25 protein-coding genes and 1 tRNA gene are annotated in these 24,159 nt (G+C 41.0%); 8 read left to right on the top strand and 18 right to left on the bottom strand.

Annotated features, from left to right (window positions below):
- Nucleotides 1–4 precede the first annotated feature (4 nt).
- The 4 genes from hxsA to hxsD are packed head-to-tail and all read right to left on the bottom strand — an operon-like array spanning nt 5 to nt 3,402.
- On the bottom strand, nt 5–640 hold the full coding sequence (gene hxsA, locus ABRZ26_RS18080; protein ID WP_319605528.1) for a His-Xaa-Ser repeat protein HxsA: 636 nt from the start codon (nt 638–640) through the stop codon (nt 5–7).
- Nucleotides 637–1,749, bottom strand: coding sequence for a His-Xaa-Ser system radical SAM maturase HxsC (gene hxsC / locus ABRZ26_RS18075; RefSeq protein WP_319605527.1), 1,113 nt, complete (start codon nt 1,747–1,749; stop codon nt 637–639). Before hxsC ends, hxsA begins: the two co-directional genes overlap by 4 nt.
- Nucleotides 1,742–3,130, bottom strand: a complete 1,389-nt coding sequence (gene hxsB / locus ABRZ26_RS18070; protein ID WP_319605526.1) for a His-Xaa-Ser system radical SAM maturase HxsB — start codon at nt 3,128–3,130, stop codon at nt 1,742–1,744. Before hxsB ends, hxsC begins: the two co-directional genes overlap by 8 nt.
- On the bottom strand, nt 3,130–3,402 hold the full coding sequence (gene hxsD, locus ABRZ26_RS18065) for a His-Xaa-Ser system protein HxsD (RefSeq protein ID WP_001610846.1): 273 nt from the start codon (nt 3,400–3,402) through the stop codon (nt 3,130–3,132). The genes hxsB and hxsD overlap by 1 nt, the downstream gene beginning before the upstream one ends.
- A 441-nt stretch (nt 3,403–3,843) precedes the next feature.
- Between hxsD and ABRZ26_RS18060 the strand changes: the two genes are divergently transcribed.
- The 7 genes from ABRZ26_RS18060 (at nt 3,844) to ABRZ26_RS18030 (ending at nt 10,198) form a co-directional block, all read left to right on the top strand.
- Nucleotides 3,844–4,293, top strand: coding sequence for a hypothetical protein (locus tag ABRZ26_RS18060; RefSeq protein ID WP_025693472.1), 450 nt, complete (start codon nt 3,844–3,846; stop codon nt 4,291–4,293).
- A gap of 550 nt (nt 4,294–4,843) precedes the next feature.
- Nucleotides 4,844–5,602: an ABC-three component system protein gene (locus tag ABRZ26_RS18055; RefSeq protein WP_000503535.1), complete on the top strand. Its 759-nt coding sequence runs from the start codon at nt 4,844–4,846 to the stop codon at nt 5,600–5,602.
- Nucleotides 5,599–5,820 (top strand): ABC-three component system middle component 7, encoded by a 222-nt coding sequence (locus ABRZ26_RS18050; RefSeq protein ID WP_000632589.1) that lies wholly within the window; start codon nt 5,599–5,601, stop codon nt 5,818–5,820. The genes ABRZ26_RS18055 and ABRZ26_RS18050 overlap by 4 nt, the downstream gene beginning before the upstream one ends.
- A complete protein-coding gene (locus ABRZ26_RS18045) occupies nt 5,814–7,430 on the top strand; it encodes a hypothetical protein (RefSeq protein WP_319605525.1) in 1,617 nt (538 codons plus the stop codon). Before ABRZ26_RS18050 ends, ABRZ26_RS18045 begins: the two co-directional genes overlap by 7 nt.
- A 155-nt stretch (nt 7,431–7,585) precedes the next feature.
- Nucleotides 7,586–7,951, top strand: a complete 366-nt coding sequence (locus ABRZ26_RS18040) for a hypothetical protein (protein ID WP_023327753.1) — start codon at nt 7,586–7,588, stop codon at nt 7,949–7,951.
- 5 nt (nt 7,952–7,956) lie between these two features.
- Nucleotides 7,957–9,228, top strand: coding sequence for a relaxase/mobilization nuclease domain-containing protein (locus tag ABRZ26_RS18035; protein ID WP_319605524.1), 1,272 nt, complete (start codon nt 7,957–7,959; stop codon nt 9,226–9,228).
- 304 nt (nt 9,229–9,532) lie between these two features.
- A complete protein-coding gene (locus ABRZ26_RS18030; RefSeq protein WP_134864021.1) occupies nt 9,533–10,198 on the top strand; it encodes a hypothetical protein in 666 nt (221 codons plus the stop codon).
- Nucleotides 10,199–10,256: 58 nt separating this feature from the next.
- Here ABRZ26_RS18030 and ABRZ26_RS18025 read toward each other — a convergent pair whose 3' ends face one another.
- The 14 genes from ABRZ26_RS18025 to gpt form a co-directional block, all read right to left on the bottom strand.
- The gene (locus ABRZ26_RS18025; protein WP_319605523.1) at nt 10,257–10,670 is read right to left on the bottom strand and encodes a hypothetical protein; all 414 of its coding nucleotides are present in this window, start codon (nt 10,668–10,670) and stop codon (nt 10,257–10,259) included.
- Between the two features lie 94 nt (nt 10,671–10,764).
- Nucleotides 10,765–11,163, bottom strand: a complete 399-nt coding sequence (locus ABRZ26_RS18020; RefSeq protein ID WP_001052044.1) for a hypothetical protein — start codon at nt 11,161–11,163, stop codon at nt 10,765–10,767.
- Entirely contained in the window at nt 11,164–12,795 is a 1,632-nt protein-coding gene (locus ABRZ26_RS18015; RefSeq protein ID WP_113374789.1) for a DNA-binding protein, read from the bottom strand.
- Nucleotides 12,792–14,105: a tyrosine-type recombinase/integrase gene (locus tag ABRZ26_RS18010; RefSeq protein WP_113374790.1), complete on the bottom strand. Its 1,314-nt coding sequence runs from the start codon at nt 14,103–14,105 to the stop codon at nt 12,792–12,794. The genes ABRZ26_RS18015 and ABRZ26_RS18010 overlap by 4 nt, the downstream gene beginning before the upstream one ends.
- Nucleotide 14,106: 1 nt before the next feature.
- Nucleotides 14,107–15,312: a site-specific integrase gene (locus ABRZ26_RS18005; RefSeq protein ID WP_113374791.1), complete on the bottom strand. Its 1,206-nt coding sequence runs from the start codon at nt 15,310–15,312 to the stop codon at nt 14,107–14,109.
- A gap of 380 nt (nt 15,313–15,692) precedes the next feature.
- Nucleotides 15,693–15,899 (bottom strand): helix-turn-helix transcriptional regulator, encoded by a 207-nt coding sequence (locus ABRZ26_RS18000; protein ID WP_001075424.1) that lies wholly within the window; start codon nt 15,897–15,899, stop codon nt 15,693–15,695.
- A 90-nt stretch (nt 15,900–15,989) separates the two neighbouring features.
- Nucleotides 15,990–16,847: a DUF6387 family protein gene (locus ABRZ26_RS17995; protein WP_001412615.1), complete on the bottom strand. Its 858-nt coding sequence runs from the start codon at nt 16,845–16,847 to the stop codon at nt 15,990–15,992.
- 148 nt (nt 16,848–16,995) lie between these two features.
- Nucleotides 16,996–18,210, bottom strand: a complete 1,215-nt coding sequence (locus ABRZ26_RS17990; protein WP_319605522.1) for a tyrosine-type recombinase/integrase — start codon at nt 18,208–18,210, stop codon at nt 16,996–16,998.
- A gap of 175 nt (nt 18,211–18,385) precedes the next feature.
- Nucleotides 18,386–18,461 (bottom strand) — tRNA-Thr (locus ABRZ26_RS17985).
- Between the two features lie 189 nt (nt 18,462–18,650).
- Nucleotides 18,651–19,904 carry a glutamate-5-semialdehyde dehydrogenase gene (gene proA / locus ABRZ26_RS17980; protein ID WP_319605521.1) on the bottom strand — a complete coding sequence of 418 codons (1,254 nt, stop codon included), beginning with the start codon at nt 19,902–19,904 and terminating at the stop codon, nt 18,651–18,653.
- A gap of 10 nt (nt 19,905–19,914) precedes the next feature.
- Complete coding sequence (gene proB / locus ABRZ26_RS17975; RefSeq protein WP_319605520.1) at nt 19,915–21,018, bottom strand: glutamate 5-kinase; 1,104 nt, start codon at nt 21,016–21,018, stop codon at nt 19,915–19,917.
- A gap of 126 nt (nt 21,019–21,144) precedes the next feature.
- Nucleotides 21,145–21,519 (bottom strand): sigma factor-binding protein Crl, encoded by a 375-nt coding sequence (gene crl / locus ABRZ26_RS17970; protein ID WP_319605519.1) that lies wholly within the window; start codon nt 21,517–21,519, stop codon nt 21,145–21,147.
- 59 nt (nt 21,520–21,578) lie between these two features.
- Complete coding sequence (gene frsA / locus ABRZ26_RS17965) at nt 21,579–22,835, bottom strand: esterase FrsA (RefSeq protein ID WP_319605518.1); 1,257 nt, start codon at nt 22,833–22,835, stop codon at nt 21,579–21,581.
- Nucleotides 22,836–23,040: 205 nt separating this feature from the next.
- Nucleotides 23,041–23,499 (bottom strand): xanthine phosphoribosyltransferase, encoded by a 459-nt coding sequence (gpt, locus tag ABRZ26_RS17960; RefSeq protein ID WP_319605517.1) that lies wholly within the window; start codon nt 23,497–23,499, stop codon nt 23,041–23,043.
- Nucleotides 23,500–23,738: 239 nt separating this feature from the next.
- On the opposite strand from gpt, the gene ABRZ26_RS17955 reads away from it, so the two are divergent.
- Nucleotides 23,739–24,128: a hypothetical protein gene (locus tag ABRZ26_RS17955; RefSeq protein WP_319605516.1), complete on the top strand. Its 390-nt coding sequence runs from the start codon at nt 23,739–23,741 to the stop codon at nt 24,126–24,128.
- The last annotated feature ends 31 nt before the right edge of the window (nt 24,129–24,159 follow it).

Genomic DNA, 24,159 nt, shown 5'->3' with positions numbered 1-24,159 from the left:
ATCTTTAGCGGGCCAGAATATTTAACGAGTTCAATAATTGAGTATCCAGTGTTTCAGTTGCAGGCGTTGGTAGTCCCTTCGCAATTCGGTAATTTTTTATAGACTGCCTTGTGGAGGGCCCCATTATGCCGTCAATATTCCCGTTGTAATAACCTTTGTCCAGCAAAGCGAATTGAACCCGCATGATTAAGCGCTTACGCTTCTCTGTACCAGAAGTCAGCCCATTACTTGCACGGTTAGCTTCTGTAGTTCCAACAGAATTCGTAGTAGTAGCGTTGTTATTGTCGTTAGAACGAAGCGAACGCACAGAGGAAGAGGACGATGAGGAACTTGTTCCTGAACTTGAAGACCCAGATGAGCTTGGTGAGCTGTATGTTTTTGGATAATAAGGAGTGCTGCCACCATAGTACCCGCCACCTGATGATGATCGGTGAGAACTATGGCTTCGATGGGAGCTATGACTGCGATGCCCTGCAATGTAGAATGGAACTTCGGTGTTAAGTGGGGCTATCACTAAATCATGTTCATTAAGAGTCATACCAGGCAAATCACTTGCTCCGGTGGATGAATCACTTGCCCATACAGAATTATTGAGCGCCAAAAATCCCGGAAGTAGAGCAGCAAAATTAAATTTTTTCATAAAATTGGTCTCGGTGGTTGATGAAAACGGCCTGTTGAGGAACTGAAATAACCAGTACAGGAAGACTTCTGAGTGCATTCATCACATTCTTTAGGATAGTAATTTTTCCAATCAGAGATCGACTGAGCAGCAAGCTCCCAAGCTCTTTCGGGAAGATGACACAAAGGATAATTAAAAATTGTTAGAGGTATACCTGACCTGTGCGCAGCATCTATGGCGGAGATTATTTTCTCACTATAACTGCTGTGCTCAATGAAGATTGTTGACCAGTTCTTTCGTGCCCAACCGATAGATTCCAGCCCCATAAGGGAAATCTGATTGATGTTGGAGAACACACGGCCAACGAACTCTACAATATCATCCAATTCTGTATAGTTAGCCAGTGTCGGAATAACTCTAAGTTCGATATTAATCCCTGAGTTTCCTGCATTAATTAACCCCTTAACCGTTTCATTAAATGCGCCATCATTCCCTACCAGATGATCATGCACAAGTGGTCTTGATGAGTAGAGCGGGATACCAAAGGTGATTTTTATCTTTGTGCTTCGCTTTGCCATTTCCTGAGTAAAGTTGATATCAGAAAATTTGCGTCCGTTTGTTAAAACATGCAAAGCAGTATCTGGTGAATTCTCGATGATAAAATCAATGAAGTGAAGGAAATCATCTCCATACAGCAAAGGTTCTCCACCGCTGACCCCAACAACTCCATCCAAACCAAATGAAGCTATAGCAAGAGCTGATTGGGTAAGTAGCCAGTCATCATTTGATTTCTTAGGTGGCTGCGAACAAAACAGACACAAGTTATTGCAGCGTTCCGTTACTAAGACAGTATTATGATTGGCTCTGCGGGACAGAATTACGCGTACCATATTGCCATTGTTGATTATCCCAATATCTCCATCTTCAATTGACTCATATAATTCAGTGCTAATAACAGAGAAATCAAAGCATGGTTGAATGGCATCATTATTGCCTTCAGCAACTACCAGTAAATTGGGCAAAAAGAATAAAGGGTTCACTGGTTTTTGTTTGCATAACCGATAGAACCCCGTGGGCACATTCTTTTTTGAAGCAAAATGAAAGATATCGTTCCTGATAACCTCAGACATATGCCCATCCTTTTAGCATCTCAGCCTTCGGACCACCTTCTGAGATGCAGTTCATCAGATACCTGAACATCCCCTTGTGATACTGACAAAACGTTGAACGACTCCTATCACCGACAGGCTCACCCTGTACACTTATGTTCTGGCATGGATCTGCACCGCAAAATGGTTGATATGCACATGTATCACAACCCGGCAGAGCAAAATTGAACGATGAACTCAACACTGCGTTATAGTAAGGACTCTTAGAAAATGATAGCGTTTTAACCTCACCCGCACTGAACTCCGTTTCAGGGTTCACCTTCTGCAACATACGGCTCTCATCGCTACCATATACTCGACCGTCATAATTGAAAAGAATACTGTTAAGCACGACCCCGCTTGGCGACTTTAAATCCGCATAACCACTAAAGCCGGGATTGAAGATCCTTTTCAGATGAATGGAGGCCGAATGTTCCACAACCCTTATCCCTTCATTATTCATCTTAAGGATTTCATCTATCAACGAGGCATAGAAACTGAAGTATTCCTCCATAGAAAATGTGAACGATGCTTTTTGTGCAAACCCATAGGGGCTAACAGGTCGGATAAACATGTCCTTGAGGCCAAGAGACAAGTGAGCCTGGACAATCGATTCAGGATGCCTAATGAGATCTTTAGTAACTGTAGTAACCGTTGCAACGCGACCAGCGCCTAAAGACCGTTTGATAGCCTCTACCCCTGACACTGTTCTACTGTACGCAAGCCCATGACCAAGAATTCGATTACTGTTGTGAACAACTTCCTCACCATCAAGCGAAACAGAGAACGTTATGTTCCTATCTCTCGACCATTCAAGCATATCCTCATTCAAGACAGACAGGCTTGAAGCTACCACCATCTCAAAATCGGTGCTTCCCAGCGTTTCAGAACATTGCTCATAGATGGACTGAATTAAATCGAACCGCAAGAGTGGCTCTCCACCCTGTATCTCTATCTTGTAAGGTGGAGTTGATAGTTTTTTGATAGTAGAAATGATATCAGGGATGAGAGCGGGATCTAAATCATAACCCGAGGCGTTCACTGAAGCTCTACTGACCTGACAATACTTGCAGGTATGGTCGCAACGTAATGTGGGCACAATCATGAAAATTGGCCTGATCGCCAGTTCATTCATCAATCGTTTTGCAAAAGCAGAACTTAAAGCATAGGGAGCAATAGCTGATGAGCTTTCGTTGGTTATGAACAGCTTGCTTTCAAGTGCGTTTGATTGTTCCGCACTGATTTGCTCATCAGAAAGATCAAGCAGCTCTTGCTCATCAATGAAGTGATGAAAACCAGCGAGGTTGCTTATAAACACCTGTCCATTAGGCAATCTGTCAAAATTGAATGGCATCAATTCCATCACGAAAGCCTTTCATCGACACTGCGAAGCACTTTATGGACAATAGAATCTCTCAACGCCCCTGTTTTATGCTGTAGTTTTTCTCGCAAAGTGTAATCATTCAGCAGCCTCTCGAATTCATAGAGGCATTCGGGACTATCGTTTTCAAAAGAGATTGTCCAAGAGGATATATCTTCACAAAGCTTCCACTGAGTAAGCGAAGTCATCCAGTACAGGCTATTGCGTATAACCCATTCAGAATAAACATCTTTTTTTAACATCCTTTCGCACATTGCCATTGCCTCACAAAGCTAATAATCACAATCAGCAACCGCTTTAAAGCGGATTTTTCCTATAGAAATGAGGATACACCATTTAATTAATATGTTACAGGATGTTAGCATCTGAATGGCGATTCCGAAAAAAGATGCTGCTTATCCTCTGATAATCAATAAAGTTTTCTGATTTTCATATGCCGCTTGAACCGGCAAACAGCTAAGAAGCTAACATGACGTTAAAACGCAGGGGTTTCAAAGAGTTGTTAGTGGCTTATAGTATGAGACGTATCCTTTCAGTAATCACAATGCGAAAGGATTCTGTACTGACTTGCTCGAAGAAGCGTTGACTAGTATCGTGGGCACAATTGATGTCAGGGAAGCCTACAATCGCTTTCACTATCTTGAGCAACGTAGAGAGAAGACGAATAGTTCAACATTACAAACAGGAATGCCGTGATGGAAAATAAAAAAATTAGTGATTTTTTATTTCATGGATATATCATATCATTAATTGCAACATTTTTATTAGTAATTTGGGTTAAGTTCCAACCAATAAATAGCATGTATTGGTTACTAACACCTTTAATCCCTGCAATAATACTTTCAATCTTTATTTTATTTTCAACGAATAGTCAACTGCGGAATATTATAAAATCATGCAATGATGCTATTCTTTATTCAATAAGTGCATTAACAGCCTCATTGTTAATATTAAAAACTCTACCTCCCGTAAAAATAGATTTATTTCAAACTCTGATGACCAACATCTTTGGGTATATTCTCTTACTCGCTTACACTATTTTACTAATCATTAAAGCGAGTATTGCTGCATCAGAAAGCATAGACAATTTTAAGTCTTATCGCTCGTCTTCTCAGAACACTCATCAAAAAGAACCTTTGCAATAATCATAATAAGTGGTAATAGTATTATACAAATTTCTGTTACCACGGCTAAAATAACATATCTATCATTAACATAATCTAGATTACTAAAACTAAAATTGGGAGTGATATTCAAAAAAAACAATGACGATATAATGAATAAAAAATAAGAAATTATTGAAATGATTATGACATTTTTCTTTTTCATATGCGTGCCTTTTTGAAATTTATTTTATATATAGATATCAAATTAATATTAATTGTCAATATCAATTCAATAATAAGCAAGGGCTAACTTATCGAAGCTACGCTTCACTAAGTTCCCTTGCTTTTCTTCCCTTCGGTTGAAAAGGAAGACAAGTCTATTCTTTGATCACATAGCCGCTTCCCAGCTTCACCATCAGAAAACGAAGACAAAAGAATACAGATTCTTTAAAGAAAGTTAGCCACAGGTTGCAAACCCCGCCACAAACGTGATATTGATCACATTTACAATAATTAAAGCTAAATCCTATTGATGTTATAATAATAAAATATCCACAGAGAGTCATTTCCCCTTAGCAAGGAGTCATTAGTGGGTGAAGAACGCAAGAACATCAATCATAATACGCATATAGTTTTATATGATGAGGTAAGTGGTCTTTGCCCAAAATGCTTTAAACCTTTAATGGTTCAGAATGGCAAACGAAAAATAAAGCTCTATGAAGTAGCACACATATATCCATTTTCCCCTCGTGAAGAGGAAAAGGAATTACTTAAAGATGAGCAACTTCTTTGCGATGATGTTGATAGCGAAGATAATTTAATTGCCTTGTGCAGAGACTGTCATAAGTTGTTCGACAACCCAAGAACGATTGAGGGTTATCGGGAAATGTACGCTATCAAAAAGCAGTTGAGACAAGCAGCACAAATCAAAAACAGCCAATTTAATTTTAAGATTGAAGAAGAGATCAAAGAGATAATTGATATACTATCAACTCTTGAACCAAGTGAGGGTTCTCAATTATCGTACAAAGCTATGAGAGTTGATGATAAAATTCTTCCCGACTCTGGCCCTGCATTCAAGATAAAGGTCAAAGCTCAAGTTGCTTATTTTTACACTGAAATAAAAAAATTATTCCAACAACTCGATCAACGAGTTCCAAACACATCAGAAATAATATTCAACGAAGTTAAAACATACTATTTGATTTTAAAAAGAGAGAATTTATCTCAATCCGAAATATATAACCACTTGATTAATTGGATAAAAACAAACACAAAGGAAACTAATAGTGTAGCCGCCGAAGTTTTGGTGTGTTTTTTCATCCAAAATTGCGAGGTTTACTCATGATTACACCAAGTAAATCTATCTCAATCCAAGATTCAATATTATACAAGATGACAATCATCTTAGAAACTGAGTTTAATGAAATTAAGATTACTGATTTATACGAAAAAACATCAAGCAACTTCTCATCTCTGGACGAATTTGTTTACTCACTCGATTTTTTGTTTATTTTAGAGAAAATCATACTAAACCCAGCTAATGGGACGGTAATAAAATGCTAAAGAACATATACTGTGAAAAATTAATTAGAAAAGAACTGATTTTCAAAAATGGTTTGAATGCCATATTGGGACCTAAAAATGGTGCCAACTCTATCGGTAAATCATCAGTTCTAATGTTAATTGATTATGTTTTTGGTGGTGATGATTTTATCACCCTATGCAAAGACGTTATTTCTCAAGTTGGTCATCTAAACATCGAATTTACTTTTGAATTTGATGGAAAATCCTATCACTTTATAAGAAATACCGAAACCAATAATAGTGTGTTTTTTAGAAATAACGAAGAAAAATTAGAGTGGTCAATTGAAGATTTTAGAATCTTCTTGGCTCAGAAATATGGTTTTTCATCAAACGATCCTTCATTAAGAAATTTAGTTTCCAGATTCACGAGAATTTGGGGAAAAGATAATTACAATCCAAATAAACCTCTTCTACGCTATTCCGGGGAAGGATATGCATCTATCAAAGAATTTCTCATTAAGTCCTTCGGCTATTATAACTTAATTGAAGAAATTGAAAAAAAGAAAGCCGAAAACGAAGTAAACAGAAAGAATATTGATATAGCGTTCAAGCAGGGTTTTGTCAAAAAAGTAAATTTAAAAGAATATAGGCAAGCAAAACAAGATTTAAATGTTATCGACAATAAAATTGATACTATAAAAAAAGATCTAGACCTTTTTGCAGCCAACATAAAAGCTATCCTTGATGAAAAAAGCCTAAGTTTAGCCATCGAAAAAGATAAATATCTCAAACAAAAATACTCTCTCGAAAGTAAGTTATTTAGAATTGAAGAAAATATTTCTGATACAAAGCCTATTCCAAAAAGATATTTCAGCAAAGTTGTCGATTTTTTCCCAACTGTTAACATTGATAAACTAAATGAAGTCGAGGGTTTCCATTTATCAATTTCAAAAATCTTGAGTGATGAGTTAAAAAAAGAAAAAGAACGCCTTATATTCCAATTAAATGAGATTGATGCTGAAATTAGTATAATCGATCTCAAAATCAAAGAAATAGCTGCATCAGTCGATAGACCAGACGAGATTATTGATGAAGTTTTGTCATTATCTATAAAGAAAAAAGAAGTTGAAGATACGGTTAATTACCGCGAGCGCCAAGATGCTCTTAAACAAACATCAAGCACTATAAAGGTAGAATTAAAAGAAAAGACAGAAGAAATTCTGTCAAAAATATCTAAATTATTAAACGAGAACCTCAAATTATACAACACAAAATTCTATGGTTCCGACAGAATACCACCACAGATCATTTTTAGTGATACAAATTATATTTTCGAACATCACTCTGACTCTGGGACAGGTAAATCTTATGCGAATATGCTGGCTTTGGATGTAAGCTTTTTACATACAACAAAATTACCCATAGCAATTGAAGATTCCATTGTTTTCAAAAACGTTGAAGTCGCAGCTATAGAAAAAATAGTTAATACATTAAACACTATTGATAAACAAGTTTTTATATCACTCGATCAATTAAATATTTATAGTGAAAAAACAAGATCAACTTTGAGAAAGGCAAGCTTTATGCGTATAAGCAGAAAATACCCTGCATTCAAAGTTTCATGGAACATTCAATCCAACAACAAATAATTATTTATAATGGCCTCCATGTACTAATGTGATGGCCATTATTATATTGTTTATTACAAAATAACACCTTCACATTGACATCCCTCTTGAATAAAATATAAGTAAATAAGAACATAAGGAATATGTTTTTGATAGAAAACATGAAAGGAGTTCGTATGAAAAATACTTTTAATAAAATATATAAAAAAGAATCACCTGAAAGTTTGTTAAGAACACATTGCATCAGTGTTAGGTTGAACCATGAAGAACTACAGCTTCTCAATGCAAGGCGTGGAGACAAAAGTAAAGGTGAATGGTTTCGCTTGGCTTTTCTCGATAAGATTCCAGTAGCTGTGCCGCCTATCAACATTGAAGCCTGGAAATCCCTTAGCGAAATTTCACAGAAGCTGAACAAGCTACTTATTCATCTCGAAAGTAAAAGCACTGGTGGTCAGCTTACAAAGACAGAAATCTTCGCAGTGAAGCGCCAGATCTCAGAGCTTCGCTCATGCCTTACCGCTTCAAGCACATCTGTCAGGTAGGTTGCATGAAAGGGATGCAAAAAATCAAAAGAGGAAAAACCTTTAATGGACTTATTTCTTATTTATTAAAACCTGCTTCGCACCACAAGTCAGATCCGTATGTAGTCGGCGGCAATGTCATAGAAAGCTTCGCAGAAGCACTAAGTGCAGAGTTCAACGCTACGAAGCTCCTACGCTCCGATGTCAGTAAACCTGTTTGGCACAATTCTCTGCGTCTGCCTGCTGGTGAGAGTCTACCTATACACCGATGGAAGCTGTTAGCCGATGACTATATGAAGCGTATGTGCTTCTCTGATACGCATCTACGCGCTTATGTCCTACATGATGATAAAGATGGACAACATATACATATAGTTGCAAGTCGCATAGATGCAACTTCGGGGAAGCTCTACTTAGGTAAAAATGAGAACCTTATCAGCACCCGTATCATCCAGGATCTTGAACAAGACTACCAGCTAACAAGAACCAAAGGACCGAAAGCATCTCTAGCAGCGCCCTCACCTAAACCGAAGCTCAAAAAATCCCGTAATGAGATGATGATAGAAAAGAGAACTGGTGAGCTATGCCCAAAAGGATTCATCCAAAACGCCCTTAACGAACTGCTTGATACCAGGCAATCGATTACCGACTTCGTGCAACAGCTTGTGGCACAAAATATCAGGCCAATCCCTAATATTGCCTCAACTGGACGCATGAACGGCTTCTCATTCGAATACAACGGGATTGCTTTCAAAGCATCTCAATTGGGAAAAGGGTATTCCTGGTCTGCCTTGCAAAGCAGAATCGACTACCAACAGGAACGTGATAATGCTTTCCTGTTTAAACTGAAATCATCTGTCAGAGAAACATCTGTTAGTGCAACTCATGATATGGTCATAACTATAGATGCTCCTGAAACCACGACAGAATACGTTAACCGCCCCTTAGAAGCACTTATCCTCGATAAACGAGCTGCTGGTCAGGACGAATACTCTATCGCTTCTGTCGAAGCGCTTCTCCCAGAAGCTGTTGCAACTAACAAAGAAGCGATAGCAACCGAAGCGTTAAAAGTAGCGCCCAAGCGAAGCTATCCAGTGTCAGCGTTCAGGTGGTTGGAATACATCCCCTACCTCGATGTAATTTATCGTATGTTGAAAAACCTCAAAGTCCCCACGCTGAAACGTCCTCGAAAACACAAAACCATCACTTGTGTGAAGACGATAGAGATAACACCTCTACCCAAAAAAAATCCCATTGAATCAATATCTCAATCTAAAAGAGCTTCGCTTTCGATGTAAGGCTGGCAAGCCTTTTTGATAGATACAGGTCAATAAATTGATCGTTTATACCGATCGATATTCTCTTGTTGATAGCCTGTATCTATCATTAATCTTTAATCGATCGGTACAAGTGATTTGCCTTTCCTGTAAACCCAGTCAAAATGTGATTTCACACCAAAGAATATAAAAGACTGATTTAACTAGCCTATTTACGTACTCAACTAACATGCAGGTTTTGAAATGGCAGATACCATCTCATCTGTAGTCCCTGATTTCTTCATACATCGAATATGAATTTAACATCTAACACAAAGGAACTTGTATGAGCATCTCCACCACGAAACGCCGCAATGAAGAAGTCAATGTTGGTCTTTCTGATCGCCGGAAAGCAGAGATTACAGCCCCAAAGTTTGATCTGTTTGGTGAAACTTACACGTTTGTTAAGACTTTCTCTGGCACTGTCATTAATTCCAACCCAAGCAATAATCAGATCTGGGTAAAAACCGACGCTGGGGATGAGAAGCAGATTTCCGACTATGGTATCCCCTTCAGAAGTTCACACACTATTTATAAATACGAGCTTCGCCAGTATAGTGAGGATGGTTCGTATAATGTGTATAAAGATGCACTTATCGTTAATAAGAACACGGGAGAACATGAAGTAAACTTAAACAGGAAAAAAGTTGTCATCCCCGCTTTTCTGACAATGCTGTTCCATAATGCTTCTACAGCATCGTATTACAGAGCAATGCCTGTTTCGAAACTATTCTCTATTGTTTTCATTTTACTTTGTGCTGCTGCACTTATTTCATTTCTCACATTGCCTTGGGGCTTTAAAGATGGATATGTGTGGGATGAGCACAAGTATATGTGGCTCACATATTTCCTATCAAGGATCGGAAGCTTCGTTTGTATCAAATGGATTAAAAGAAGAAGCGCTAGATTTGATCATGAAATCAGAAATCTTATCGATTTAGTAAAAAAATAAAAAAATATAAGCAAAAAAGAGTTAGCCCGTAGATTCCTACTACGGGCTTTTAAAATAATTACAATCCATATTTTCTTTTCTTCTCTTTGATGGATAACGATCTTTTTTGGGTCGAAGCATCATATTTCCTTTTCTCATTAGCATAGACTTTCTCTGTTCGGCTACCATTACTGACTATAAAGTTAATCAATGAAGAGCATACATGCTTCATACGCTCTTTGTTGATCAAATCATCATCAAGTTTATTTATATGAGTATAATATGAAAGTAGCAGAAAGGTTAAAACAATCTCCCTGTTGGAGAAGGTCATTTTTTCGATACCACTTTGGTATTTGATATAAAATCCTGCACAAAAAAGATATGATTGTTCTATAATTCGTTGCTCTGAGAAACCTGATTCAGCGAGTTTATCAACGAATCGATCAAGCAGAAGAAGATACCTTTCCATAAGATTAATATTTATTTTTTCCATAATATGCATCCTTGCAATTTATTTTTGTCATCCTGACAATTAAAGAAATATCATAATTATTAATCATGTCAATAGTTAAAACCTATCAATTTTATTAAAGGTATTTTGCAGGTAATGGATTATTAAGTTCTTCAATCGTTATTTGTTTAAGGTGAGCATTATAAAGCCATACTTTGAACTGCTCTAAATAGCGTTCATTTAATGCTTTCAAAGCTTCATTTTCTGCTTCAAGTCTTCTAATTCGTTGAGAAGCCACTTTTAAATTAGCAGGTTTTACAGTATGTATTGCACCAGATTTGATAGTGGCCTTTTTCACACTGAAGCTTTCTGCAATCCTTACATGACTACTTAAGGATTGTCTTGATGGTCTTTTCCCAATAATCCTTACTAGCCTGTCGCACAAAGCATCCCAGGTTAGTTTTTCATCTATAGACCATGTGTTAATAACATCTACAATCTTCTTCTCATGATAACCATTTATATGCTTAGCCATTTATTCTCCTTTTTTTATTCTCTTATGGAATTCATACCATCTATCAGCATTTATGTTCCCATCATTTTTATCATACAGTGTTCTTTTTGATATTTTATCGTGAATGTTTGAAATCGTTTCGTTATCTAAACCAGAATTCTCAATCGGATAATGTTCACACGGCTTAAACGCATATGAATGCTTGCAGTAGCCATGTTTTGATACAAGTACTGCACCACTGCTAAGTGAATCAAACTCATTAAGATCCACCACTGGAATATCCTTTATTCTGTGCTCATTAACACATACTGATAACTTTTGTTCTCTTATTGCTTTAGACATTTGAAGATGCGATCTGTGGTCATAAGAAACATTTTGAGAAATGAGCTTACGTCCAGACCAGCGAGCAATACTAAATTCATCCATACCATTTATTTGAGCAAATGTGTTGAGAAGATGCCTCAGTTGATGTGTTCTTAGCAAATATGGGCTACCATCTTCATTTATATAACCATGTCTTTTAAAGAGATTAAAATTTCCTTTTATATAATCTGAATCAATAATGTCAGTTTTAAAATAACTCATTGTAGGTTTGAATAACTTATCTAACATTCTCTTTTTGTTTTGATTTAATTGTCCTTCAGTTAACAAGCAAAGCGCATTAGAATATTCAATTTTCTTCTCTCTATCATACCAAGGGAAATCTTTAGGTATATTCTCTTTAAGAGTTCCCATCGTTGAATTAGAGTAATTTTTTTGAATTTCAGCAGCCAATAACCTCGCTTGACTTGATAATTCTTTTAATCTGCTAATAGCTCTTTTAGCTACAGGTATCATTAAACTTGGAATCCATTTTATATTACCTTCATACCCTTTTGCTGAAAAAAATCTCAATCCGTATCTTTGAATGCCCTTTCCATCAAATTCTGTAATTTCACAATCCGCTGGCAAAGCTAAAATTTCTGATATCCTACTCGGTGCGCACATAAGTAAAGCAAGCACAGATGTAGTAAGTATATCTCTTGAAGATAATTGTTCATCCTGCTTTGAAAAAATCTCAGCAATCGCAATAACTGATTTGATATCAGGCAATCTAGAATGGCCTTCCAGTGAAGAATCATAACCAGTCCAAGACTGAGTAATCCTATACCTAATTGGACTTACCCAAAATAAATAAGATGAGTTAGTCATCCTATTATCATTTAAAAATGAACTCAATTTCTCAAGTTCTTTCCCAATAGCAAATGCATGTGCTTTAGAATACTTTTCAGAGGCTATTCTTATGCATTCATCAAAGATTGAATTGTTGCAATAGTTTACATTAGCTTCCATATTGGTTTTAAGTAAAACGAATTCGACAATCTTCAACATTGATAATGTTGAGTGTTTCGTCTTAGATTTATTGAATGAATGCACATGCAACATATATGCTTTAGCAAAATTAATAAAGCTATCATCCAAGCATTCTTTGCTGTTTAGGTTGTTTTTTGAGTTAAACTTAGTAAACCTATATAAACCTTTCCATTTATTGCTTTCCCAAGAAGTTGTTAAATTATTATTAGAAATAGTACTCTTACAAAACTCGATGAACTTAATAACATTATCGTGAGGGTTGTTTTTATTGCTTGGTTCAAAAAAAAATATTTTGTTCATAATGCTCTCCAGGGATTGAATTTTTTACACGTTAAACATTTCAAATCCTCTTTCGTATCTTCTAATAAGAAAAATGCATCTGAAACATACTTGATAAAAAAGTTCTTGTTTTCTTCAATCTCTATGCCCATAAGTATATTAGATAAGGGGTTAAAAAACGCACTTAGTCTCTTATCGATGTCATAAACGTTGTCAGGGTTATTTTTTATATATATCATAGAAGAGTTTACTGATTTATGATCTAATGCTTTAGCAATCACCTCAATTGAGGCTCCTTCGTTAGCCAGTCGACTTCCTAACGTATATCTGAATCTTCTAGCATTAAGTTCTATATAGCTGTTAGTCCTTTCTGACCTTACATCGAATTTTGACGGAAAGTGTTTTAATAGTTTTGACATAACTGAATTTTTCATATGGAAAAAATCTGTTGTTAAATCAGATAAAAAAACTTCAATCATTTTTGTTTCCGTAATCTTATCTAAATTCATGAATATTGGTAATTCGCCTCTATAGTTACTAATCCCAACACTGAATTTATCTTCAACAAACGCCTGATTTTGATTAATTAACATTGATAAGCTGTCATATAAGAACGGTTCTATCATTACCATGTTAAATTCTTTTCTGAAACATTTTCTTTGTTTTACTTTTGGTACATTTAAAAAGCACCCTTTCTCATTTTTAATGAGATCTTTAGCTTTTAGAGATATTAATTGTAATGGCCTTCTTCCTGTTATTGCCAACAAAAGGATATAACAATACAAAAAGCATTGAATTTTCTTCTCATGATAAAGTTTTCCAACGGCGTTAATAATATTATTGAATTCCGCTTCAGTTAAAGGTCCTTTATTTGGATCTCGTCTTTTGACTGCATCTCCTGTTTGGTTTGGAATGATTTTTATTTTCTCCAGCATTCTAATGGCAGTCGCTTCTACCCCAGGATAATTGAGATTTTTCCATTTAGTGATGAAAGCCTTAATTATGTTTAGTTTGTAGTTTCTTTCTGAACCTAAATAAACATTCAATTGATATATTGCTTTGTCATCAATAGTATCGATGGTCATTGCACCAAACCACTTATAAAATAGATTGTTAATATTTTGTATATAAAAAGAACTATATTCAGACGCATAGTAAGCTAATGTTTTTAAGTAGCTAAGTTTCATTTTTGTAGGCATTCTATCTACAACTTTATGAGGGTATACGCAGTTTTCTTTATCAAGTTGCCATTTCTTATCTGACAGTTTGAAACTATATCTATTCATCTTAGCCAAAAAAGTTTGCTCATTTTCAATACATTTGATTTCCACACTAAACCCCACTAATTATTTTACTTACTGATTTATAGACCTTTAAGACGACATTCTTCTCTTGTTGAGATATATATTTAAAATTGTATCTATCACACATGATTGACTCCTTTGACCAACCCATCAGATAATTCCTTAAATCTTTCCTTCTACTATATTCTAATTCAGCACCTTCTATGCCTTTAGAATACATATAATTCCAAGTGTGCCTTAGCTTATGACCTGAAAGATTATATAGATCTGGACATCCTCGTTTCAGTGTTGATATCACCTTCTCATAAGCTGAAATGCTTAAGGGTTCCCCTGCGTTTTTTCCGGTGCAATGAGCCACCAATAAGAAATTATGCTTTTTTCTTTTTGTCATTTTTTCTCTGCTATTGCTTATGTAATCAAAAATTTCACAGGCTAACTCATCAGATAACGGAATAACCCTTTCTCCAGTCTTTACTAATGGTTGATAAGATCTTCCATCTTCTTTTGAATCATGTCTTCTGACTACACTTAAAGTATTGTCTCTGAGATCAAAATCATCTATTTTAAGATTGAGCAACTCTCCAGCCCTTAAACCTAAATTTAAGAGCAAGGTAAATATTAGTCTGTTCCTGACCTGTACTTCCTTATGGAAAGGGTTTTCAATCCCGCCAATTTCTAATAGACGGAAAAGCACTTTGATCTCTTCTTCATTTAACGATTTTTCAGATATTTCATTCATATTCAATGAACTGTTTCTTGGAATATGTGCTCTGATACTTTCAATAAATACGTCTACTTCATACCTTGCATGAATCCCCTTTGACGAATGAACTAATCCACATAACCACTTAAGGTAGCGTGAAAAAACGTGTATTCTATAACTAAAGGTTCTCTTCGCAATAAACCTATTACTTGCTGATTTTATATTTATAATTTTTTGTCTATCGAATCTTTGTTTCGCATATCTTACCAGATCATCTATTTCTGCAACGCTGAGATACTTTTTAAGCTCAATTCTCTCAACTATATTAATTTTCCTACTATCTAAGAAATTACTAAAAATTAGTAAGTTAGTTGCAACTATTTCCATAGTTGAGGCGGTTGCGCCTCTATTTCTTATGTCTATAGTAAGAAATAGATTTTGATAGTAAGCTGGTAGATTACTATTTTTATCAAGGATCAGGCATCCTCGCTCGCCATTACTCATGATGAATTTCTTTACTTTATATCCCATTTTGACCTCATTCTTTACAAATTAATATCACTCTCACTTATTAAATATATTCCAATTCAAAATAATTCAAATTCTTTACAATGATTTTAGTTTATTTGGTATATATATTAATGGTTTGAAAAAATTTATTTGACGTCAAATAAACAGGTACGGCTAGTATAGCGTATCCATACCCGATATTAAGAAAACCATCTCTAAACCTTATAGCAAAAGCTCTGCCAGAAAAAAAGTAAAGAATTCCGTTAAATATAGTAATTTTTTAGATTTAAACTTTACAAAACCTCGTTTTTTTTGAAACTCAGTCAGTGAACTTATAATGCCTATAAATTTATTTTCTTAATATTATTAAAAATTAAAAGATCGATGTAGCAACATTCCTCTTAAGCAACATGCTTTCTTGAATTCTCTATAGTTAATTGAATCCATTCATCGATTTCGCTTTCGATAAAAGCAATAGCACGAATACCGATCTTTACAGGCTGTGGAAACCGATTTTGGCTGATAAGACGATAAATCCAAGCCTTACCAAATCCGGTTTTATTCATCACTTCTGACAGGCGGATAAGACGTGTGCATGGCTGATTCATGGTATTTCCCTCATCTATGTTGACGGAAATGAATATACGATTGAATCACCAGCAAAAAGAGCGACCTTCAGATCGCCAAGGGTATGGATATCAGTCTTTATCAGAATCCGCGATTTTCATCACGTCTGAAACTCTGATGTTTTTGAGATGACTGTTTTTGTTGATGAACAGATGGAACTGACGGATGAAAGGTATACTGGCTGCTTTTATCGCCAGTGGTCTGTCTGTGTCCCGAATTTGGTGATTGAGGCGGGTCTGTTCTTCATCATCATCGTCGGTGTAAAGGAGGCGTGAAAGTCGATCTTCTGATATGCGAACCTTGTGCAGAGTAGACCATACAAGGATGTCAATCATGGGTATGAGTCTGTAGTTGATGATTTTCTTGATGGTTCCATAGCCAAACCTGATCGAATCAGATGTATCGGCTTCAATGCCCCGTACTTTACGCCATTGAGGTAGCGCGGCTTTCAAAGATTCAGCTATTTCCTCATCAGTTCCATTCGCAAGGTCTATTTCGACCATGACAGTATCTCTGAACAGCTTAGGGAGAGCTTCGGATACAGGGCTATCGAGAAATTCACGGTTAACCGAATACTCATCACTTCCATCCCAGAAAAATAATGAATTCCGTAATCCAACGATGCTGAGCTGAGCCAGCCGTTCTGTCGTGGTCAAAAAGAAATGTGGGGGTTGGTAAAGGGTGTCCTCTCTCGTGAGGTATCCGAGATGTTGCTCTGTAATAAGAAACGGTTTTCCGCTGAAAATTCGGTCAATATAGAGGTTCACGGCTTTCGCTTCGAATTCCTCATGATAAGGCTTAAAGAACAGTGTCCTTGCAAGCAGCTCATGGTAAAGCTGTATGAGAGTCAGATCTTCAAATCCTCGATAGGTATTGATATCCAACCATTTTTTAACTTCTTTGGTGTGTTCCGTTGACCAGTTTCTCATGATTGCCATTTGGTGCCTTTGTTATTCCATTCAGAAATGGATAGTTGAACTCATCTGAGCGACCAGAAGCAATAATTATAAAAAATGCAGTCATAAAAAAGAGCTACGCTCTACCGAGACATAGCCCTTAGTTCAGCATCAGCTTCCTCTATGCACGTCGATTAAACGTCCCATGCATCACATTGCCACCATTCTCAAGGCTATCCATATAATCAGCATACCATTGCAGCATCTCACGTCTGCCATCAAGATATTGCGCATGGTTATAGGTACCACGGATAGCATTCTTATCAAGATGCGCAAGCTGGGTTTCAATCCATGCGGTGTTGTAGCCTTGTTCATGAAGAACGGTGCTCATGGTATGACGGAATCCATGCCCCGTAACGCGGCCGGTATAGCCAATTCGCTTAAACACCTGATTGATACTGGCTTCGCTCATTGTTTTACTTGGATCATTACGACCGGGGAACATTAGATGAAAATTACCAGTCATTGCCCTGATTTTTTCAATAATTTCCAATGCCTGCACGGATAACGGAACAATATGAGGACGCCGCATTTTCATGCGTTCGGCAGAAATTTCCCATAACCCTTTATCAGTATAAATTTCAGACCATAACGCACCACGTAATTCACCCGTTCGAACACCAGTGATGATCATTAGTCGGGCGGCTAACACTACCAACTCACTACCAGAGTAGCCAGCAAGGGCTTTAAAAAAGGCTGGAAGCTCCTCAATGGTCAGGAATGGATAATGTTTAGACTCATGCCCCTGCATAGCACTGGTGAGATCTGGTGCGGGGTTATACTCGGCTCTGCCTGTAACTATGGCGTAGCGAAACACTTCACCACACCGCTGACGTACTTTCTTAGCTTTCTCAGTCGCACCTCGCTCTTCCATCTTTTTAAGCACGTTAAGCAATTCCAACGGCTTGATGTCTGCAACAGGACGTTGACCGATGAACGGGAAGACATCTTTGTTGAAGGCTTCAAGAATGTCAGAGGCATATCCCGCAGACCATTTCTTCACTTTCATGTTGTGCCATTCGAGCGCAATTTGCTGAAAGGTGTTTTTTACTACTTCGATTTGGGCTAGTTTGCTTTCTTTCTTAAACGCACTCGGATCAACGCCATTAACCAGCAGCTTTTTAGCATCATCTCTTTTGCTTCTGGCATCAGCTAAGGTAATGGTCGGGTAAACACCAAACACCACACGTTTTTCTTTACCTGCGATACGGTATTTCATGCGCCAGCTTTTGGTGCCGTTAGGGAACACCTCCAGATACATGCCCCCACCATCTGCTAACTTATAGGGTTTATCTTTAGGCTTGGCAGTCTCGACCTGTCTGGCATTGAGCTTCATTTGGGGGCATCTCCTCTAGACCGAATACAACATGCCCCCACCGATGCCCCCAACTCACCGTAGATTTTCGTGAACGTGAGTAGACGAGCAGAGACAACAAGGGCCGTGAAACGGCGTATTATAAGGATTTAAAGGGTGTTTGAGTAGACTTAGGGAGACGTTAAAATAGGTAGGATGGTGCCGATAATAGGAGTCGAACCTACGACCTTCGCATTACGAATGCGCTGCTCTACCAACTGAGCTATATCGGCGTTGAGATCGTCTTGGCGAATGCATGACGATGGACTACGGGGTGACAAACTATTGAAAATGAGGGGGCAAGTCAAGCGTTTGCCTCTCGTCTGCTGGTTTTATAGTCGCTGTGGCGAAGATAGGGAATCTCTGATAATTTTCAATACTATTAACAGAGATCCCTATAACTTTACGGATTAAAAACGCGGTTATGGACGAACCAGATCGTCGCCGTAGCCTATCCATTTATATGTCGTCAACGCGTCTAATCCCATCGGGCCGCGCGCATGCAGTTTTTGCGTGCTGACGGCCACTTCCGCGCCCAGACCAAATTGCCCGCCGTCGGTGAAACGGGTGCTGGCGTTGACATAAACCGCCGAGGAATCCACTTCGCGGACGAAACGTTCCGCGTTGCTCAGCGAGCGGGTTAAAATCGCGTCAGAATGCTGCGTGCCGTGCTCGCGGATATGCGCCACCGCATCTTCCAGATCGTTCACCAGCGCGACGTTGAGGTCGTTTGACAGCCATTCATCGTCATAGTTGACCGCTTCCACCGGCACCACCTGCGCCGGTCCATCGGCCAGATACGGCATCGCGGCTGCGCTGGCATGCAAGGTGACGCCGGCCGTCGCCATTTTTTTGCTCAGCTCGGGCAGAAAGTCGGCCGCGATGCTTTTATTCACCAGCAGAGTTTCCAGGCTGTTGCAGGCGCTGGGACGTTGGACTTTGGCGCTTTCAATCACAGTCAGCGCTTTGTCGAAATCAATGCTTTCATCCGCATAAATATGGCATACCCCGATACCGCCGGTAATGACCGGGATTGTCGATTGCTCGCGACAGAGCCGATGCAGGCCGGCGCCGCCGCGCGGGATCAGCATGTCGACATAACGATCCAGCTTCAACAACTGGTTCACCAGTTCGCGATCCGGACTTTCAATCGCCTGTACCGCCGCCGCCGGCAAGCCGGTCTGCGCCAGCGCTTTCTGAATCACCTTTACCGTCGCCGCATTGGTGCGATAGGTTTCCTTGCCGCCGCGCAGAATAACCGCATTGCCGGTTTTCAGGCATAGCGCTGCCACATCAATCGTGACGTTGGGACGTGCTTCGTAAATCACCCCGACGACGCCGAGCGGCACGCGGCGGCGCTCCAGCTTTAATCCGCTGTCCAGCATACGACCGTCGATCACCTGCCCCACCGGATCCGCCAGGCGGCATACCTGACGAACGTCGTCGGCAATGGCCGCCAGTCGTTCCGTCGTCAGCAGCAGCCTGTCGAGCAGCGCTTCGCTCATGCCATTTTGCCGCGCCTGCGCCACATCCTGCTCATTAGCCGACAGGATCTGCGCGCTTTCCAACTCCAGCAAATCGGCTATCGCGACCAGTGCGCGATCTTTCTCAGCCGTACTGAGCACCGACAGTTGATAAGACGCGGCTTTCGCCGCTTTGCCCATTTGTTCAAGCATCGGGTACTCCTTAATTGATAATCATATCGTCTCGATGGACGGCCACCGAACCGTATTCGTAGCCGAGAATATCGGCAATCTGCTGGGAATGGTGTCCGGCGATCATCCGCAGCGCATCGCTATTATATCGGGTCACGGCATGCGCCAGATCACGACCGGTCAGACTGCGGATACGAATAACCTCGCCGCGGGAAAAATCGCCCGTCACCTCGCGGATCCCTTTCGGCAATAGCGAACTGCCGCGCTCAAGGATCGCCGACAGCGCGCCGTCATCCACCGTGATCTCGCCGGCCGGCGGCGCGCCGAAAATCCAGCGCTTGCGCTTTTCCAATGGCGCTTCCAACGCATGAAAACGCGTCCCGACGGAGACATCCTCGATAACATCGCCAATCACGCCCGGCTTGTTGCCCGCGGCAATCACCACATCGATACCGGCCCGGCAGGCGACATCGGCCGCCTGAAGTTTGGTAGACATACCGCCGGTGCCAAGACCGGATACACTGTCGCCGGCCACGCTGCGCAACGCATCGTTGATGCCGGTAACCTCACGAATAAGCTCAGCGTCCGGATTTTTACGCGGGTCGGCGGTATATAAGCCAGCCTGATCGGTCAGCAATAAAAGTTTATCCGCATCGGCCAGAATGGCCGCCAGCGCGGAGAGGTTATCGTTGTCGCCGACTTTGATTTCCAACGTCGCTACCGCATCATTTTCATTAATAACCGGAACGATATGGTTATCCAGCAACGCCCGCATGGTGTCTCGCGCATTAAGAAAACGCTCGCGATCTTCCAGATCGGCGCGAGTCAGCAACATCTGGCCGATATGAATACCGTAGATGGAAAACAGCTGTTCCCAGAGTTGGATCAACCGGCTTTGCCCCACCGCCGCCAGCAGCTGTTTGGAGGCAATGGTGGCCGGCAATTCCGGGTAGCCCAGATGCTCACGTCCGGCGGCTATCGCCCCGGAGGTGACGATAACAATGCGATGCCCTGCCGCATGCTGCTGCGCGCACTGACGCACCAGTTCAACGATATGGGCCCGATTAAGGCGACGTGAACCGCCGGTCAGCACGCTGGTGCCAAGTTTCACAACCAAAGTTTGGCTACCGCTCATAATATTTCTGCCGTTGAAGTCATCAAAAAAGAATAAATAAGAAAAACGTTGTAACAGGCCGGGCGCATTATACCAACAGGCACAACGCGAAAGCCCGCGAATAAATCGGGGATCAGACGGGAAGCATCACGGTCGTGCGGTTAACGAACAGGCCGGATCCAGAGATTGCAGGAGAGTTTCCAAACGAATATGAAAGGCTTCTTTCGTACTTTTCAGCTTATCCATCACTTCTTTATCTTTGATTTTTTCTTCACGCCAGTTACCGCTTTTATCAAATAAACCAAAGCGATAATGGTAAACAAACGTCTGGTCCTGCGCTTCAAGATCCAGCCACCAGCCCCAGAACTCACGTTTTTCGGGGGCGGGTTTAACATTGACACAAACGGCCAGACAATCAAAGAAAAAATGGTCGTCCTCGCACTGCGCTTCACGTATGTATGGGCCCAGAGAAGCAAAGTTTTTCATCAACCTGCTTTTCGTATGTCCACTTGATAACATCATTCGGCAATCTCCTCGGTTTGAACATCCTTTTTAGCAGAGTATGATAATTTATCAATCAACTAAGCTAAATTTTGGCCTAACCAACGCGTGATTTGCTGTAACGCTTGATGAAAATTCTGATAGACCGGGGAAAAATTCACCGGCAGCAGTTTTCCCTGCTGTGATGAATTGACGATCAGCGCCGCCTCTTCTTTCGGACAAACCAAATCGTTATCCCAATATCCGGCCAGCATCGGCGTTGGACAACGTCGCCCCAACAAACCTTGCGTTTTAAGCGAATAGCGGCTTAATTCAATTTTCAGCGCTTCGTCGGTGGAAAACGGCATCCCCAGCCTGCTCGCCAGCACATCCATAAACATCTCCGGTACCTGTTGCTGGCGTTTCGTGTCGCACAACAGATGATGCACTATCGGGCCGAGACAGGCGACGCCGCGCAAGCGCTGCGTCTCCAGATACGCAAGCCGCACGGCGATATTGGCGCCGAAACGAAAGCCAAACGCGCCGACGCGGCAATGGTCCACCCACGGCACATCCGGCAATGCCCGCAGCACCTGCTGATGCAGGAAGCTGGAGTCCTGATGCAGTTTCCAGCGCGAGGAAAACCCCACCGACGGCACATCAATCGTCAGCATGGCCATCCCGGCCGGCGCCAGATAATCGCAGAACAGACGATAATAATCGCTTTGCAGCATTTCCAGACCGCCGCACATCAGTATCGTCGGGAAAGGCGCCTCGCCTTTATGCGGCAGGTGTAGAAATCCGGTCAGCGAACCGCCGCCCTCGATCGGGAACGTCAGTTCCTTTAACTCATAGGGAAGGTATTTCGCGGCCTCTTCATAAGCACGGTTGGCCAGCGTCTGCGCCTGTTCGGCCAGTTCATCGCCTTTAATATGGGGATAAGCCGCGATGCTATACAGATTCGCGGCATTCAGCCAATAACGGCCGTTCTGTTGTGCGTCGCCATCGTCAGTGACCTGCTGTTGCCAGCTCGCGCCCTGCTTGACCCATTCATAAATCCAGTTTCCGCTGCGATAGCCGATAACCGTATCCAGTAATTGCTCAGCGCTTCTTTCCGCTTTGCTGGCGGCGATACGCGCCAGTACGTCTTCGATATCCCAGGGGGCGACGCCGCGCCAGATCCACATCAACCGATTCAGTATGCGGTACCAGTGACTGTTATTTTCCCCCTCCAGCGTGGAGTGGCTGCGCAACGCATTTCGGTCGCGGCTGGCGCGTTTCACCAGTGTTGAGGTTTCCTGATGTTTGAAGGATGGTTTGAACAGGATTTCAGACAGGTTAGCTTTAGCTTGCGCCACAGTAGTCTCCCTTATATCAGCGACACTAAACTTAGTCCCGAGTGTAACGAACTCATCGTAGTGAAGACAAACGACAGCGCGCACAAATCAGCACAAAGGCACATAATGAGCTCAATTCGCCCATAAATGAGAGAGCGGCATTGGCATGAGGCGGCAATGCCCGGCGTCACCGGGCATGGGAATCAGATAAAACGACGCGCGCGTATCAGCGGTCAGACAACGGCGGAACAAATATCACGCCCATATCCCACGGCTGTTCGATCCAGGTATTCTGAGGAATATCGACGACATAGTCGTCAACCAGCGGTTGACCGGCCGGTTTAGCGAAAATCGTGACGAAGTGAGCTTTGGGATACATTTCGCGAATGGCTTTCGCCGTCCCGCCGGTATCAACCAAATCATCGACGACGAGAAAGCCTTCGCCATCACCCTCTGCGCGCTTGAGCACGTTCATTTCACGCTGGTTATCATGGTCATAGCTGGAGATACAAACCGTATCAACATGCCGAATCCCCAGTTCACGCGCCAACAGCGCGCCGGGAACCAGGCCTCCGCGGCTAACGGCAATGATGCCTTTCCATTGTTCGGCAGGCAGTAGGCGCTGCGCCAGTTTGCGGGCATGAATTTGCAACATATCCCAGGTTACGACGTACTTTTCGCTCATAAAATATATCCCAGCCGAATAGAAATGGCTTACGTTGAGTCTGAGGGGAAAAAGGTTGCGCGGGATTATAGATATCCAACGACACAAAAACCAGCGTTTCTCTGCGTTATAGCCGCGTTTACTCCGCCTGCTCGCAGTCTAAACAAAAATTTGGCGATAACTAAGTACAAAAAGAGATTGGACGCCTCCGCCGGAAAAATATATTAAATGAAGGCAAGGCAAATCAACCGGAGAAGACCATGACCGAATTTTATGCTTTGGTGCAGGAACAGCTTACTGTCATCAGTACTGTTTTAGTCATTGGACTGGTTGCGCTATTTTGTGCGGAATTAAAATCCAACTTTCAGCATTTGTGGAAAAAACCTGAATCGCTACAGGGGAAAATCGTGCATCGATGCTATCTTCCCGCCCAGCGCAGCCTCACGCTGATTGATAACTTTTATGGTTACGTTCCGGTGCATACGCTGGAAAGCGAGAAATATATTCTGGACGTCGAGGCCGACGGGCGGCGCTATCAGGTTGAATCGGACGAAGAGACTTACAGGACATTGTTTGTCGGCGACAGCGTGGTGATCTACGCCAATCGCGACGATGTCACCATTGCCCCGTCCGCCGCGCATCCCCTGTAACCTTCATTTTTCAGCACGGGGCGACCTGCGC

The organism is Brenneria sp. L4-2C, assembly GCF_040240335.1.
In the GTDB taxonomy this organism is placed as follows: domain Bacteria; phylum Pseudomonadota; class Gammaproteobacteria; order Enterobacterales; family Enterobacteriaceae; genus Brenneria.
Note: the sequence above shows the minus strand (reverse complement) of the source record. Positions and strands in the feature narration are given on the sequence as shown.